The 14,062-nt window shown below is 60.6% G+C and carries 14 protein-coding genes; 7 read left to right on the top strand and 7 right to left on the bottom strand.

The window, feature by feature from the left end; translation table 11 throughout:
- Positions 1–10: 10 nt before the first annotated feature.
- The 4 genes from GRI34_RS10965 to GRI34_RS10950 all read left to right on the top strand — a co-directional run bounded on the left by GRI34_RS10965 (position 11) and on the right by GRI34_RS10950 (position 2,843).
- On the top strand, positions 11–829 hold the full coding sequence (locus GRI34_RS10965; RefSeq protein WP_199800151.1) for a YihY/virulence factor BrkB family protein: 819 nt from the start codon (positions 11–13) through the stop codon (positions 827–829).
- 184 nt (positions 830–1,013) lie between these two features.
- A complete protein-coding gene (locus GRI34_RS10960) occupies positions 1,014–1,547 on the top strand; it encodes a CarD family transcriptional regulator (RefSeq protein WP_160595954.1) in 534 nt (177 codons plus the stop codon).
- Positions 1,548–1,680: 133 nt separating this feature from the next.
- Positions 1,681–2,460, top strand: a complete 780-nt coding sequence (locus tag GRI34_RS10955) for a head GIN domain-containing protein (RefSeq protein WP_160595953.1) — start codon at positions 1,681–1,683, stop codon at positions 2,458–2,460.
- A gap of 53 nt (positions 2,461–2,513) precedes the next feature.
- A complete protein-coding gene (locus tag GRI34_RS10950; protein ID WP_160595952.1) occupies positions 2,514–2,843 on the top strand; it encodes a hypothetical protein in 330 nt (109 codons plus the stop codon).
- Here GRI34_RS10950 and GRI34_RS10945 read toward each other — a convergent pair.
- Positions 2,840–3,775 (bottom strand): L-threonylcarbamoyladenylate synthase, encoded by a 936-nt coding sequence (locus GRI34_RS10945; RefSeq protein ID WP_160595951.1) that lies wholly within the window; start codon positions 3,773–3,775, stop codon positions 2,840–2,842. The two genes, GRI34_RS10950 and GRI34_RS10945, sit on opposite strands and share 4 nt — an antisense overlap.
- Before the next feature lie 48 nt (positions 3,776–3,823).
- Between GRI34_RS10945 and GRI34_RS10940 the strand changes: the two genes are divergently transcribed.
- On the top strand, positions 3,824–5,563 hold the full coding sequence (locus GRI34_RS10940; RefSeq protein WP_160595950.1) for an acyl-CoA dehydrogenase: 1,740 nt from the start codon (positions 3,824–3,826) through the stop codon (positions 5,561–5,563).
- 20 nt (positions 5,564–5,583) lie between these two features.
- On the opposite strand, the gene GRI34_RS10935 is transcribed toward GRI34_RS10940, so the two are convergent.
- On the bottom strand, positions 5,584–7,035 hold the full coding sequence (locus tag GRI34_RS10935) for a PQQ-dependent sugar dehydrogenase (RefSeq protein ID WP_160595949.1): 1,452 nt from the start codon (positions 7,033–7,035) through the stop codon (positions 5,584–5,586).
- A 77-nt stretch (positions 7,036–7,112) separates the two neighbouring features.
- On the opposite strand from GRI34_RS10935, the gene GRI34_RS10930 reads away from it, so the two are divergent.
- Together GRI34_RS10930 and GRI34_RS10925 are read left to right on the top strand one after the other, a co-directional pair.
- Positions 7,113–7,595, top strand: a complete 483-nt coding sequence (locus GRI34_RS10930) for a GAF domain-containing protein (protein WP_160595948.1) — start codon at positions 7,113–7,115, stop codon at positions 7,593–7,595.
- Between the two features lie 354 nt (positions 7,596–7,949).
- Complete coding sequence (locus tag GRI34_RS10925) at positions 7,950–8,462, top strand: glycine zipper domain-containing protein (RefSeq protein WP_160595947.1); 513 nt, start codon at positions 7,950–7,952, stop codon at positions 8,460–8,462.
- 44 nt (positions 8,463–8,506) lie between these two features.
- Here the strand turns inward: GRI34_RS10925 and GRI34_RS10920 are convergent, their stop codons facing one another.
- The 5 genes from GRI34_RS10920 to mnmE form a co-directional block, all read right to left on the bottom strand.
- A complete protein-coding gene (locus GRI34_RS10920; protein WP_160595946.1) occupies positions 8,507–9,445 on the bottom strand; it encodes a ParB/RepB/Spo0J family partition protein in 939 nt (312 codons plus the stop codon).
- Entirely contained in the window at positions 9,442–10,233 is a 792-nt protein-coding gene (locus GRI34_RS10915; RefSeq protein WP_160595945.1) for a ParA family protein, read from the bottom strand. The genes GRI34_RS10920 and GRI34_RS10915 overlap by 4 nt, the downstream gene beginning before the upstream one ends.
- On the bottom strand, positions 10,230–10,862 hold the full coding sequence (gene rsmG, locus GRI34_RS10910) for a 16S rRNA (guanine(527)-N(7))-methyltransferase RsmG (protein WP_160595944.1): 633 nt from the start codon (positions 10,860–10,862) through the stop codon (positions 10,230–10,232). The genes GRI34_RS10915 and rsmG overlap by 4 nt, the downstream gene beginning before the upstream one ends.
- Positions 10,859–12,715: a tRNA uridine-5-carboxymethylaminomethyl(34) synthesis enzyme MnmG gene (mnmG, locus tag GRI34_RS10905; protein ID WP_160595943.1), complete on the bottom strand. Its 1,857-nt coding sequence runs from the start codon at positions 12,713–12,715 to the stop codon at positions 10,859–10,861. The genes rsmG and mnmG overlap by 4 nt, the downstream gene beginning before the upstream one ends.
- A 65-nt stretch (positions 12,716–12,780) precedes the next feature.
- Complete coding sequence (gene mnmE / locus GRI34_RS10900; RefSeq protein ID WP_160595942.1) at positions 12,781–14,055, bottom strand: tRNA uridine-5-carboxymethylaminomethyl(34) synthesis GTPase MnmE; 1,275 nt, start codon at positions 14,053–14,055, stop codon at positions 12,781–12,783.
- Positions 14,056–14,062 lie beyond the last annotated feature (7 nt).

The following is a 14,062-nucleotide window of genomic DNA, read 5'->3' as shown; positions in this document are numbered from 1 at the left end:
AGACATCGACTTGCTGGACGACCTGAAGGCCGCCTGGTCCAAGGGCAGCGACAATAACATCGGCATCATTGCTGCGGGTGTGGCGCACTACGCGCTGCTCGCGCTGGTCCCGGCGCTCGGCGCGCTGGTCCTCGGCTATGGCCTTTTCGCCGATCCGGAGACGGTCGCTGGCCATATCGCGACACTGTCGCGCAATTTACCCGATTCGGCCGCAGAGCTCATCGGCGACCAACTGGAAAACGTTAGCGAAGGGGCTGCCGGCGCGAAGGGCTTCGGCCTGCTGTTGTCGCTCGGTATCGCCCTCGTCGGTGCCCGCAACGGGGCGCGCGCCCTGATGACAGGTTTGAATGTAGCATTTGGCGCGGAGGAAGAGCGCGGCTTCGTCAGAGCCAACCTGGTCGCGCTCCTGATTACGATTGCCGGCGTCGTGGGATTGGCTGCATCCGGTGGCGTGGTTACCGCGATTGCCGCACTGTCCGGTCCGGTCGGCGATATCGCGGGGTTTGCGAGCCTCCTGGTCGTGGCGAGCGGAGCAGCCGCATTGCTTTACCGTTTCGCACCGAACAAGCCCGCACCCGAGTGGGGCGCGATCTGGCCCGGTGCTATTCTTTTCGCGGCAACCTGGATCGCAGCGACGGCGGCCTTTGCCTACTATGCCGCGAATTTCGGCAATTATAATGCCACCTACGGCTCGTTAGGTGCGGTAATCGTCCTGATCACCTGGTTCTATGCGAGCGGCTTCTTTCTCTTGCTCGGCGCCGAGTTAGTAGCGCAACGCTCGCAGGGAAAGCGATCCGGATCGACCGAAAGCGTCTCAGACTCGCAATAATCCACTTTCTGTGCTATATAATGCAACAACTGCGCCGGTGTGCTCCCGGCCAGATGTGAGAATCGAAAGGGCCGGAAGAGCATTCACTCTGCAATTTGACCGTTTGACCGCACTCCGCCGAGGATTGCGGACAGGGTCTTTCGCAGCGCGAAAATCTTGATCGGCCCGTTGAAAGGATTGATGCATGGCGAGCAAGGCTGATGCCTTCGACGTTGGCGACTACGTCGTTTACCCCAAGCACGGCGTGGGCCGTGTGATCGAACTGCAGAGCGAAGAAATCGCCGGGATGCAGCTCGACCTCTATGTTCTTCGCTTCGAAAAAGAGCGCATGACCCTGCGCGTGCCGGTCAACAAGGTCGAATCGATCGGAATGCGCAAGCTGTCTTCGGACAAGACGCTCAAGGAAGCGATGGAAACCCTGAAGGGCAAGCCCAAGGTCAAGCGGACCATGTGGTCGCGCCGCGCACAGGAATATGAAGCGAAGATCAATTCGGGCGAAATCGTCCTGATCGCCGAAGTTACGCGCGACCTCTTCCGTCCGGACGACCAGCCGGAGCAAAGCTATTCTGAACGCCAGATCTTCGAAGCGGCATCGAGCCGTCTCGCACGCGAACTCGCGGCGATGGAAGAAACGGACGAAGCAACTGCGCTGGAAAAGATCCTCGGTGTGCTGCGCGAGCATGCGCCGCAGTATTACGAGAACACCGAAGAAGCCTGATCGGCGAACGCCATCGGGAAATCGACGAAGGGGCCGCTCCGCAAGGGGCGGCCCTTTTCGTTTGCCTTGAACTGGTGGCATTGGTGTATTACGTAAGCAATACGGAAACGCGGGTAATAGAGGGAAACCACCAATGCTGACCAGAATACTCAAGGGCCTCGCGCCCGTCGCCGCTTTGGCCGCCAGCACGCTGATTGCTGGCTGCGATGGCGTGAACGTCACTATCGGAGATAGCGAAGGCGTACCGCTGGCAGAAGTCGACATGGCGGGCGCGAATCCTTCGGAATTCGTACTGGCCTCGCCCGACACGGTCATCATCAGCAAGGGTGACGCACTCGATATCGAGGTTTCCGGCGATCAGGCGGCGGTCGACGCGCTGCGCTTCCATCTCGACAGCGATTCGCTCGCCGTGAGCCGGGAAAAGGACAGCGGCAAGGACCTGGGCTCAGCCACTGTGCGGGTTACGATGCCGAGCCTGACAGCCATGGTCCTGGCTGGATCCGGCTCGATCGAGGCGGACGAAATGAGCGGCCCCGCCGAAGCTACCATCGCGGGCTCCGGATCGGCCAAGGTCGGCAATATCGATGCCGAAAAGCTGGAAGTAACCATCGCGGGATCAGGCGATTTCGAAGCATCCGGCAACGCCAAGTCGCTCGAAATGACCATTGCCGGAACCGGCAAGGGTGCAATGGCCGATCTGCAGGTGGAGACTGCAGAGGTCACTGTCGCCGGCTCGGGTGATGCGGAGTTTTCTTCCGACGGCACTGTAGAGGCCAGCATTGTCGGATCTGGAACGGTGACGGTCAACGGCAGCGCGACCTGCGAAGTATCGTCGATGGGATCGGGCAAGCTCGTGTGCCGGGCAGGCGCCAAGCCGGCACAGGATGTCCAGACCGAAGATTCCGAGGCCTAAGTCATCGCCCAGTAAGGGAAATTGAGCTAGGCGGCACAGCGAAAGGATTTCGCATGCGCCGCCTAGCTACTCTCACCCTCCCCTTTGCCGCCCTAGCCGCAAGCGGCTGCGTAAGTACGCTCGTCGATGTTGCGACCGCTCCTGTAAAGGTTGTCAGCAAAGGTGTAGACTTGGCGACTACCAGCCAGTCGGAAGCCGATGAAAAGCGCGGGCGCGAGATCCGCCGGCGCGAGGAGCGTCTCGCCAAGCTGGAACGGCAATATGAAAAGCAGCTGGATGAATGCGAGGAAGGAAATCGCCGATCCTGCAGCGAAGCACGCGATACTTACGCCGAGATGCAGCAAATCCTGCCGACCATCCCTGTTGAACCTGAAGACGACTAATCGGGCGGTGTTGCCGCACGGCGCAGGCGATCGTTGATCGCCGCGCCTATTCCTCGATCGGGAATGGACGCGACCGCAATTCGCGGCTTGTCCGACCGTGCGCCTTCGTGGAGGCAAGCATAAAGGCGTGACGCCGCTTCCTCCAGATTGCCCGCCTCGGAGAGCGTGCAATCTCCAGCGATCTCTCCGAAGCCGATCATGAACTCATCATCGGCACGGTCGTCGGCCCTAAGGCGCAGGGGTTTGCCGGGAGCATAGTGGCTAGCGAGTTGGCCGGGTGCCTCGATAGATCCCGTGCCGGACCCGGAGTTGCGCCGCGCAACTTCAATCGGACCCGGGCGAAGCTGCTCTACGGTGTCGTCCTCCCGCACCGCGACGATCGTCGATTCGAGCCCAGACCGCGAGGCCCCACCATCGATCACGGCATCGATCCGGCCGTCGAGGGATGCAAGCACGTGCTTCGCGCTCGTCGGGCTGATGAACCCGCTGCGATTGGCGGACGGGGCGGCCAAAGGAAAGTCGACCGCTTCGAGCAACGCCGCCATCACAGGATGATCGGGCATACGCAGCGCCAAGGTCGGCAGGTCGGCCGTGACCCTCGCTGCCAATTCTGCATCTTCTCGCCTGGGCAGCACAAGCGTCAGGGGTCCGGGCCAATTATCCTGCGCCAGTTCCCGAGATCTTGCGCTGAACACAGCGAGGCGTTCTGCCTGCTCGATCGTAGGCACGTGGACGATGAGTGGATTGAAGCTTGGTCTTCCCTTCGCTTCGTAAATGCGACCCACTGCCTCTTCGCTGTCAGCCCTGGCCGCAAGGCCGTATACCGTTTCGGTCGGCACCGCCACGAGCCCGCCGGCGCGCAAGATCGCTGCAGCACGCGCAATGCCACCTTCATTCGCCTGAAGCGTTTCCGTAGCGTATTTGCCGCCCATGCCCGCGCGCTATATCTGACGCTCGAGAAAGCCAAGAGGAATGCATTCGTGACTTACACTCCCGCCACCCAGGATCAGCTGCTCGCCATTCGGGTAAACGCCGGAATCGAAGAGCTTGCAGCAAGCGAAAAGTTCGCCGCCGCCGAGCCCGACATGGTCGAGGCTATTGTCGAGGGCGTGGGCCAATTCGCGGCAGGAGAGTTCGCCCCCCTCAACCGAATCGGTGACCTTGAGGGCGCAAAACTCGAGAATGGGGTCGTGCGCCTGCCGGACGGGTTCGACTCTGCCTACGAGGCCTATGTCGAACAGGGTTGGAATGCGATCGCGTCCCCGGCCGAATTCGGCGGCCAGGGCCTGCCCTTCACGCTTGCATGCAATGTGCTGGAGAACCTCGGCACGGCAAACATGGCCTTCAACCTGCTGCCGATGTTGAGCGTTGGCGCGATTGAGGCGTTAGAACATCACGGTTCCGGTGAACTGCAGCAGAAGTATCTTCCCAAACTGGTTAGTGGTGAATGGTCCGGGACGATGAACCTGACCGAGCCGCAGGCCGGCAGCGACGTTGGCGCGCTGAGGGCAACCGCAATCCCGATCGAGGATGGCGAACATGCCGGAAAATACCGGATCAAGGGTCAGAAAATTTACATCACCTGGGGCGAGCACGAGCTTTCCAAGAATATCATCCACCTCGTACTGGCACGCCTACCCGATGCGCCTGAAGGCAGCCGGGGTATTTCGCTCTTCGTTGTGCCGAAATACCACGTGGATGCAGAGGGCAACCTCGGTTCACGGAACGACGTGCGGTGCGTCAGCCTGGAACATAAGCTCGGTATCAATGCCTCGCCCACCTGCGTGATGAGCTATGGCGATAACGACGAATGCATCGGGGAACTGGTCGGAGCCCAGCACCGCGGCCTGATGGCCATGTTCACGATGATGAACAACGCTCGCATCAATGTCGGCAACCAGGGTGTCCAGATCGGCGAGCGCGCCACCCAGCAAGCAATGGACTATGCGAAGGAACGAGTGCAGTCGGCACGCGCCGGTTCTCCGGATCGCAATCCCGTGTCGATTATCGAGCACCCCGATGTGCGCCGGATGTTGCTGAGAATGAAAGCGCTGACGGAAGGATCGCGTGCCCTCCTCTATTACACCGCCGGTCAGGTCGACCGCGGAACGCTGGGCGACGATGCGGCTCGTGCGCGTGGCGAAGTCCTGACGCCGCTGATCAAGGCCTGGGGTACCGATATCGGGATCGAAGTCGCAAGCCTGGGCATCCAGGTCCATGGCGGGATGGGATTCGTCGAGGAAACCGGCGCGGCCCAGCACTGGCGCGATTCGCGAATCGCACCGATCTACGAAGGTACGAACGGTATCCAGGCGGCCGACCTCGTCACTCGAAAGCTGGGCATGGACGACGGACAGGCGCTGATATCGCTTACAGAAGACATCGCGCGCGACTGCGCCGACGAACCGGCGCTATTTGCGCTCGCGGGGGATTGCGCGGCTGTTGCCAAATGGATGCGCGAAGAGGCCAGCCTCGATGATCGCCTTTCGGGCAGCGTCCCGTTCACGACGATGCTGTCGGTAGCAGTCGCCGGATGGCAACTCCTGCGCCAGATGAGGGCTGTAGAAGCGGGTAACGCACCGGCGCTAGCCAAGACAAAGCAAGCAAGCGTTCGCTTCTTCCTGGACCGCATCGTGCCTGAGGCAGCTGGCCTGCGCGCAGCAGCTACCGCGGGTTCGCACGGCCTCTACGCAATCGATACCGAAGCGCTTTTGGGCTGACGCAAGTCGCGCCGCGCGACTTAGTCGACCGTCACTTCCCGGGCGAAGTCCTCTCCGGAGAACGTCGCAGCCTGCCCCCTAAGCTCACGCTGAGGTGGGAGGCTGCGTCCTGTGACCCGCTCGATACCACCTTGCGGCGTGGCACCCGGAGAACTCACGCGCCAGATGATCCCTGCTGTATCGTCGCTGACGAGAAGGGAGCCGTCTCCGGCCCATTCGACCCAGGTCGGCCGCCCGCGGGTTTTTCCGTCGCCTGTCAAGAAGCCGCCCAGCACCTCGATCGGTTGCCCGGTCGGGTTGCCGCGTTCATCGAAGGGAACGTAGACCACGTCGTATCCCGACGGCGGCTTCCGGTTCCAGGACCCGTGGCGCGCAATAAACGCACCGCTCGAAAAGTCCTCGCCCAGGGCGGCCCCTTCACGGCTGAAGACCAGTCCGAGAGCCGCTACGTGCGGGCCAAGCGCATACTCGGGCGTGCGGATGTAATTGATATACGAAGGATAGGGGTATTTGACGCGGCGATCGAAGTTGTCGCCCCAATAAACCCACGGCCACCCGTATTGTGCGCCTACGGGAACATTGGTGAGGTAATCCGGGACGAGGTCCGAGCCGAGCATGTCCCGCTCGTTTACCGTCGTCCACAGCTCGCCCGACCAGGGGCTGAAGTCGAGGCCGTTTGCATTGCGAAGGCCCCCGGCGAATATGCGCTGGGTTCCGGAAGCGAGATCGATTTCCCAGATCAGGGCGCGGCCCTCTTCCGCCTCCATCCCCTTGTCGCCGATATTGCTATCCGAACCGACCGCGACATAGAGCCTGTCGCCGTCTGGGTGGAGGGCCAGGTTGCGCATCCAATGGCCGCCAGCAGGCGCCAGGTCGGCAATCTTCGCCCCTTCGGTGGCTATAGTTTCCCCGCCGAGTTCGTAGGGAAATGCAAGCACTTCGTCGTGATTTGCGACATAGAGAGTGCCGTCGTTCCAAGCGAGTCCCGAAGGGGAATCGAGCCCTTCGATCAGGACCCGACGCGTTTCTGCGTTCCCATCGCCGTCCTCATCGCGAAGCAGCACGACCTGATTTGGCGAGTCGCCACCTGCGCCAGCCCTGCTCATTAGCAAGTCGGCAATCCAAGCGGTCAGGCCCCCCTCGTCTTTGGCCGGAGCGCGTGTCAGGGAAACGAGAATATCGCCATTCGGCAGTGCCTGCAGTGTCCGCGGATGTTCCAGCCCTTCTGCAAAACGCTGTACCTGAAGGCCTTCGGCTGCAGTCGGAACTTCGCCTTCCGCCCAGCCGATGGGTTCGGCAATTGCGATGGTCGGGAAAGTTTCGGCATTTGGTTCATCCAGTCGCGGATCAGCGCCCACCACCTCGTCGAAGGGAATATCAGCCGTATCCCCGCGCGAGACGAAGAAGAAGACGATCCCGAGGATCACGATTATGACGAGAAGGGCGATGCCCAGCTTCTTGAGGATGCTCATGCGAACCAGCGTTACGCCAGCATCGCATTACCCGCAACGCCCCTTGCATCGCACGCGGCGCAGCCTAGATCGCCTTCATGTTTGATTTTCGTCCAGATCCCGATTGCCCCAAGCCCGAAGCCTACAGGCAACTATGCGAGGCTGCGGACGCCCTGACGTCGGGCGAAACAGATTCCGTGGCCAATATGGCGAATACCGCCGCTTTGTTGTGGGAATTCCTGCCTGACGTGAATTGGACGGGCTTTTACCGCCTTGTCGAAGGTGGGCTCGTACTCGGGCCGTTCGTGGGCCGGCCAGCCTGCATCCGAATTCCACTTGGAAGTGGAGTTTGCGGTGTCGCTGCTGCTAGCAGCGAAACGCAGCTGGTCGAGAATGTCCATGCCTTTCCGGGACATATCGCCTGCGATGCCGATACGAAATCGGAGCTGGTCGTTCCTGTTATCCGCGATGGCCGCGTCGTGGCTGTCATCGATCTGGACAGCCCTAATGAGGCTCGTTTCGATCATGACGACCGTGCCGGCGTTGAGAGATTGGCGTCGATCCTATCCGGTCGGATCTGATTCTGCCCCGCAATAAGACGGTCTCCAGTGGTACTTTGCGATAACCGGCTTGGCTTGGTAACTCCAAGCTTACAGCCCTTGTCTCATGGAGTGTCCGGGATGAAATATTTCGCTATGGTTCTGTCTGGCGCATGCTTGTGTTCATACACTCCAGCGCTCGCTCAGGCAGTTGATGGAGACACGACCCTTGCAGTCGAGGGTCAAAATGCCCCTGGGATTGAGGCCGAAGTCGTGGAAACCGTCTTCCCCGCACAGAGGGTTATTCCGACCCGCCAGCCTCCGGTTGTCATCGAAAGAGTCGAGATCGTGGACGTTCCTGTCCGTGCGGGCGCAGACTTTACCCAGTCCCCATCAATGACCGCGGCCCCCACCAGCTCGGTGACTAAGCAGCGGATTTACACTCAGGGTAGTAGTGGTGAGCGGGTAGAGGTCATCGATCTCCCCGCTGGCGCGCGGGTAGTCCAGTTCGACCGCGAAGCATGGCTAGCGGAGTGCCGCAACCGGCTGGCCACCTACGACGAGACCGATCGCGGCAGAATACTTGGCGCCCTGGTAGGCGGAGCAATCGGAGGAGTGACCGGAAATCGGATAGCCGGCGATGGCAATCGCTTGCTTGGCACGGTGGTAGGAACCGGATTGGGCGCAGCGGCCGGCAGTGTGATCGGGGATGCCATTGATGATGCGCGAGACGTGCCGGCTTCGCCTTACGGGGAATGCGAGGCCTACCTGGACGATTACATGGAAAGCGCCCTCAGCGGCGAATTCCGCCGCGTGCCAAGCTATTATGGCCAGGAATACATGCTGGTGCCCGTAACAATTTCCGAGCCACAGAAGGCGGTATATCGAGAGGTCACTCCGTCAAAGTGAGCTTTCAGTCGTCAAGATATTGATTTCTTGTCACTTTGTCAGGCTCAGATGTCGCCACCCGTGAGGCGCTGACAAATCAGATCAAGCTGGTCGAGCGTATGGTAGCGAATGGTGACCGTACCGGTACTTGGCGTCTCATCCGTCCTGATCTTCACCGGCAAGCCGAGAAATTCCTCAAGATGCCCTTGGACAGCCGCGATATCCGCGTCCGTTTCGGCTTCGGGGATCTGGGGTTTGACGCGACCTGAGGCTGCCGGGCGAGATGCCTTGCGTACGAGTTTCTCGACCTCGCGGACCGAAAGTCCTTCCTTCGCAGCACGTGCCGCAATGGCAGACGCGTCGTCATTGCCGATCAGGGCGCGCGCATGGCCCATTGAAAGCTTGGAGTTAGCCAGGAGATCCTGGACATCGTCGGGCAGGGCCAGCAAGCGCTGCAAATTGGCGATGTGGCTACGGGATTTGTCGACCAGGCCTGCGATTTCGGCCTGGGTCATGCCCTCGTCTTCCGCGAGTTTCTGATATGCGCGCGCCTCTTCCAAAGGATTGAGATCCTCACGCTGGAGATTCTCGATAAGCGCCAGAGCGAGGACTTCGCGCTCTTCCAGATCGCGAACGATCGCGGGGATCTGGTGAAGTCGCGCCCGCTGTGCAGCGCGCCAGCGGCGTTCACCGGCCACCAGCCGATATTTTCCGCTCGCCCTCGCAGTGACGATGACGGGCTGAATCACGCCTCGCTGGGCGATGGATGCGGCCAGTTCGTCGAGCGCCTCGTCGTCGAAATGCGTTCTTGGCTGCCCGGGCAATGGTTCGATATCGGCAACGGGGATCGAGCTGAGCCCCGAGGTGACAGAAGGGGCAGCTGCACTAGCCAACTCGTTGCTTTCGTTACCGGAATTGACCAACGGCTCCTCGCGCTGGACTTCTCCAAGCAGCGCGCCGAGCCCGCGGCCAAGCTTCTTCTTGCGATCGATTGCCTGGCTCATGCGGCCTTCCTCCTCTCGGGCAGTCTTCCGATTAATTCGCGCGCCAATCCGATGTAGGCGCGACTACCGGGACAATTGTGGTCGTATACGAGCGCCGGCATGCCGTGGCTGGGCGCTTCGGACAGTCGTACATTGCGCGGGATTACGTTCTCAAAAACAAGATTCCCGAGGCAATCGCGAACATCGTCCGCAACCTGGTCGGTCAAACGGTTGCGGCGATCGAACATGGTGAGAGCTATTCCGACGATACCCAGGTCCGGATTGAAACGTTGCTGGACCCGTTCAACCGTCTGGAGAAGTTGGCTCAGCCCCTCCAGCGCAAAGAATTCGCATTGCAAGGGCACCAGGAGCGTATCGGCCGCGCCGAGGGCGTTCAGGGTCAGAAGCCCCAGAGACGGCGGGCAATCGATGAAGCAAATATCGTAACTTGCGAAACCGGTTGCACCTGACTGTGAGAGCGCTTTCGACAGGCGCGCAGTGCGGTCATCGACGGCGACCAGTTCCACTTCCGCGCCTGAAAGGTCCTGGGTCGCAGGGACAATGTCGAGGCCAGGGATTTCAGTCGGCTGCGCGCATTGAGCCAAGGTACCTTGCTCAAGCAGAATGTCGTAGCTGGAATACTTCCGATCGACGGCCTCAATCCCCATGCCGGTTGACGCGTTGCCTTGGGGGTCAAGATCGATGAGGAGGGTTTTCCAACCGGTGGCGGCCATCGCCGTTGCGATATTGATGGCGGTGGTCGTTTTGCCCACGCCACCCTTCTGATTGGCAATTGCGACGGTAATCACGCTTTTTCCCTCACTTTGCCCCGACCAACGACAATTCCCGCCTCCTGATCCGTGAGTGACTGTTCCACGTGGAACATTTTCGACTCCCGTCCGGGTAGCTCCTGCACTTCATGAGCCGCAGAACGCCCTTTCGGCAACACCCAGCGTGTGTCGTCTGTGGAGAAGCGTGCGGATAAAAGCAGCAGTTTGGCAAGCGGAGCAAACGCGCGAGCCGAAATGACTCCCGCCTCGACAGTAGTGACTTGCTCCAAACGACATCCCTTGATGCGGCAATTTTCAAGGCCCAGCTCGGAGCTCATTCTTTCGAGCCACTCCACCCTTAAACGGCGCGATTCGATCAACACAAACTCGATGTCGGGCCGCAATATCGCGAGGACCAGCCCTGGAAAGCCGGCACCACTCCCCAAATCGAGCCAGGGGCCCCTTGTTTCACGTGGAACATGGTCCAGAAGTTGCGCCGAGTCTGCGAAATGCCGGATCCAGATGTGGTCCAGCGACCCGTTGGCAACAAGGTTTTGGCGCTGATTCTCGTCTTTTAGCCGCTCGGAAAGCACTGATAGCGACCGAAGAGCGGGCGCCCCGCCCTTCTCTTGAATGTAGTCTCGCGCTTCTTTTTCTTGCTCTATCACAGCGCCTGAACCTCTTCTGCGCGCTTTACGTGCACCATCAGCGCCGCAAGCGCAGACGGAGTAACTCCGGGTATTCGTCCAGCCGCAGATAAGGTTGGCGGCTTTGCCGCAGTCAAACGTTCAACCATTTCGTTGGACAAGCCAGGTACGTCAGCAAAAACGAACTGCTCCGATATCCTCAGGTGCTCGCCAGCACGAAGTTCGCGCAGCTCAGCATCCTGTCGCTCCAGATAAGGCGAATAGAATGCATCCTCCGCCATCTCGACAGCCAGGGAGTCCGAGGCATCGAAACCATCAAGTTGAGAGGCAAGGTCTTGTAGTGTGACGTGACCGCCCTTCAGCCAATCGCGGGCGCTTCGACCGCGCGCATCCGGCTTCACCGAGCGGGCGCTGGACTGCAGATCCCTGGCAGAAATCGTCTGCGAGAGAAACGCATCGATCACGTCGCGCCTGCCTTCACGCTCCTCAAACCACCGGCGGCGCCCCTCGCCAATCAGTCCTACATCGATCCCCAAGGGTGTGAGACGGGTGTCGGCATTGGCTGCGCGTAGCCGCAAACGATATTCCGCACGCGAGGTGAGCATGCGATATGGTTCCGTCACACCCTGTAGAGTAAGATCGTCGATCATTACCGCGATGTATGAATTTGCCCGGTCGAGCTGTGCACCCTCGGTCCCAAGCGCTCTCGCCGCCGCATGCATTCCCGCGACAAGCCCCTGTGCTGCGGCCTCCTCGTAACCGGTCGTGCCATTGATCTGACCCGCGCAATACAAGCCCGGAATGGCTCGCACCTCGAGAGTTGAACGGAGGGCGCGCGGATCGATGTGGTCATACTCGACGGCATAGCCCGGCACCTCCATCGATACTTTCTCCAAGCCTTCTATCGCGCGGAGCATGTCCAGCTGCACGTCGACCGGAAGCGAAGTACTGATGCCGTTGGGGTAGACCGCACGTGTCGATAGACCTTCCGGCTCGAGGAAGATCTGGTGCCCGTCCCGGTCTCCGAAACGATGGATCTTGTCCTCGATCGAAGGGCAATAACGCGGCCCGGCGGCGCCAATCGCGCCGGAGAATAGCGGTGATCGCTCGAGATTGTTGCGGATGATGTCGTGAGACGCCTCATTCGTGCGCGTGATTGCGCAAAAGACCTGAGGGTTTGCCCGCCCACTCGAAAGGGAGGACATAGTCCACTGCTCTTCGTCCGAAGGCTGAACATCCAACCGCGCCCAATCGATTGTCCTCCCATCGAGGCGAGGCGGAGTTCCCGTCTTGAGTCGCGCCATCGGCAAATCAGCAGCACGCAGCTGCTCTGCCAGACGATGTGCGGCATTCTCTCCGATGCGCCCGCCCTCGAAACGCTCCTCGCCGCGGAAGAGCGTGCCCCCGAGGAAGGTTCCGGTACACAGAATGACCGAGCGCGCCTCGATAGAACTACCGTCGGCAAGCTCAATACCCGTAACGGTGCCATCTGCGAGCCTCAGCGCCGCCGCTTCCCCCTCAACCAGTGTCAGATTCGACTGAGAATCTACGATGCCCTGCACCGCCGCATGGAATAGCGCGCGATCCGCTTGCACACGCGGTCCCCATACGGCACTGCCTTTTGACCGATTGAGCATCCGGTAATGGATTGCCGCCGCGTCGGCAGCACGGCCGATCACCCCGTCGAGAGCATCCACCTCCCTCACCAAATGACCCTTGCCGAGGCCGCCGATTGCGGGATTGCAGCTCATCGCACCGATCTTCGACAGATCGAAACTGACGAGAGCCGTATGTGCGCCCATCCGCGCAGACGCGCAGGCCGCCTCAACGCCAGCGTGCCCGCCGCCGATCACTATGGTGTCAAATCTTTGCATAAAGCGCCCGATAAATGTGTTTGCCTATCGGGTCAAAGCCTCGCGGTGTTCCACGTGAAACAATCTCACTTCCCGATGCAGAAGCGCCCGAACAAGGCATCTAGAACTTCCTCGGTGGATTGGCGGCCAAGCAGCCTGTCAAATGCCCTGCGGGCGAGCCTCAAGCGCTCCGCTATGAGAAGGAGGTCATCACCCTCTTTAATCCCCTCGAGAGCATCAAATGCGTGACTAAGCGCTTCTGCCTGGCGTTGATTGAAGGCAGCCATGCCGCGCTTGGGAACCAAGCCCCTCGCTCTCGCCACCAAATCCTCCACCAAGCCCTCCAGCCCGACACCGCTGGCGGCCGAGAGTGTGTGATCAGCGTTCTTCTTTCCAGCGCCTTCGAGATCGCATTTGGCCGCAATCTCCAATGCACCTTCCGGGCCTTCTCCTTCTGCGCCGAGCCAAAGCACAATGTCGGCCTTCTCGAGCTCTTTGCGCGCGCGGTCGATACCGATGGCTTCAACCAGGGCCGCGCCATCGTCCCTGAGGCCGGCGGTATCGATCAATACGAATGGCATGCCCTCGAACGCCACCGGCCTCTCGATAACATCACGGGTAGTCCCCGCTTCATCGGTGACGATCGCAGCACCTTCGTTAAGAAGAGCATTGAATAGAGAGGATTTTCCGGCGTTCGGCGGACCGGCAAGAACAACCCTGATGCCATCGCGCAGTCGCTCTGCACGCGGAGACTGCAGCGCGGCGCGAATATCTGCCACGACTGCTGCCAACCCATCCTGAAAGGCGGGCGGCAACGCTTCGACATCATCCTCGTCAGAAAAATCGAGTGCCGCCTCGACATAGGCGGACAAGCCGAGAACCTGCGATCGCCACGCATCGACCTGGGTCGAAATCGCGCCATCGGCAGAGGCCTGGGCTGCAAGCCTCTGCAATTCGGTTTCTGCAGCCAACAGGTCCGCCAGACCTTCCGCCTCGGCGAGATCCAGCACACCATTCGCGAAAGCCCTTCTGGTGAATTCGCCGGGCTCCGCTCTACGCAACCCCGGGATCGAACCCAGTGCAACCTCGATCGCAGCGACAACGGCGCGCCCACCATGGCAATGGATTTCCGCCAGCTCCTCGCCCGTGGCTGTTTGCGGGCCATCGAACCAGAGGACGAGCGCACTGTCCAGAACGCCCCCTGCCCCGTCCCTCAGGGTCCGCAACGTTGCCCGGCGAGGCTCCGGCACCCTTCCTGCCAGCCGCTCCAAAGCCTCCCGCGCACTTCCACCGCTGATCCTGATGATCCCGATAGCGGCAGGAGGCGATCCGCTCGAAAGAGCGAAGATCGTATCACTCATGAGGAAG

The sequence above is a fragment of the Qipengyuania aquimaris genome (assembly GCF_009827445.1).
GTDB lineage: Bacteria > Pseudomonadota > Alphaproteobacteria > Sphingomonadales > Sphingomonadaceae > Qipengyuania > Qipengyuania aquimaris.
This window is presented reverse-complemented; position numbering and strand designations above follow the sequence as displayed.

What these genes read in the sequence shown, in the direction of transcription:
- GRI34_RS10960 (WP_160595954.1), top strand. Translation starts at nt 1,014, where the DNA reads ATGGCGAGCAAGGCTGATGCCTTCGACGTTGGCGACTACGTCGTTTAC.
- GRI34_RS10955 (WP_160595953.1), top strand. Translation starts at nt 1,681, where the DNA reads ATGCTGACCAGAATACTCAAGGGCCTCGCGCCCGTCGCCGCTTTGGCC.
- GRI34_RS10950 (WP_160595952.1), top strand. Translation starts at nt 2,514, where the DNA reads ATGCGCCGCCTAGCTACTCTCACCCTCCCCTTTGCCGCCCTAGCCGCA.
- GRI34_RS10945 (WP_160595951.1), bottom strand. Translation starts at nt 3,775, where the DNA reads ATGGGCGGCAAATACGCTACGGAAACGCTTCAGGCGAATGAAGGTGGC.
- GRI34_RS10935 (WP_160595949.1), bottom strand. Translation starts at nt 7,035, where the DNA reads ATGAGCATCCTCAAGAAGCTGGGCATCGCCCTTCTCGTCATAATCGTG.
- GRI34_RS10930 (WP_160595948.1), top strand. Translation starts at nt 7,113, where the DNA reads ATGTTTGATTTTCGTCCAGATCCCGATTGCCCCAAGCCCGAAGCCTAC.
- GRI34_RS10925 (WP_160595947.1), top strand. Translation starts at nt 7,950, where the DNA reads ATGACCGCGGCCCCCACCAGCTCGGTGACTAAGCAGCGGATTTACACT.
- GRI34_RS10920 (WP_160595946.1), bottom strand. Translation starts at nt 9,445, where the DNA reads ATGAGCCAGGCAATCGATCGCAAGAAGAAGCTTGGCCGCGGGCTCGGC.
- mnmG (WP_160595943.1), bottom strand. Translation starts at nt 12,715, where the DNA reads ATGCAAAGATTTGACACCATAGTGATCGGCGGCGGGCACGCTGGCGTT.
- mnmE (WP_160595942.1), bottom strand. Translation starts at nt 14,055, where the DNA reads ATGAGTGATACGATCTTCGCTCTTTCGAGCGGATCGCCTCCTGCCGCT.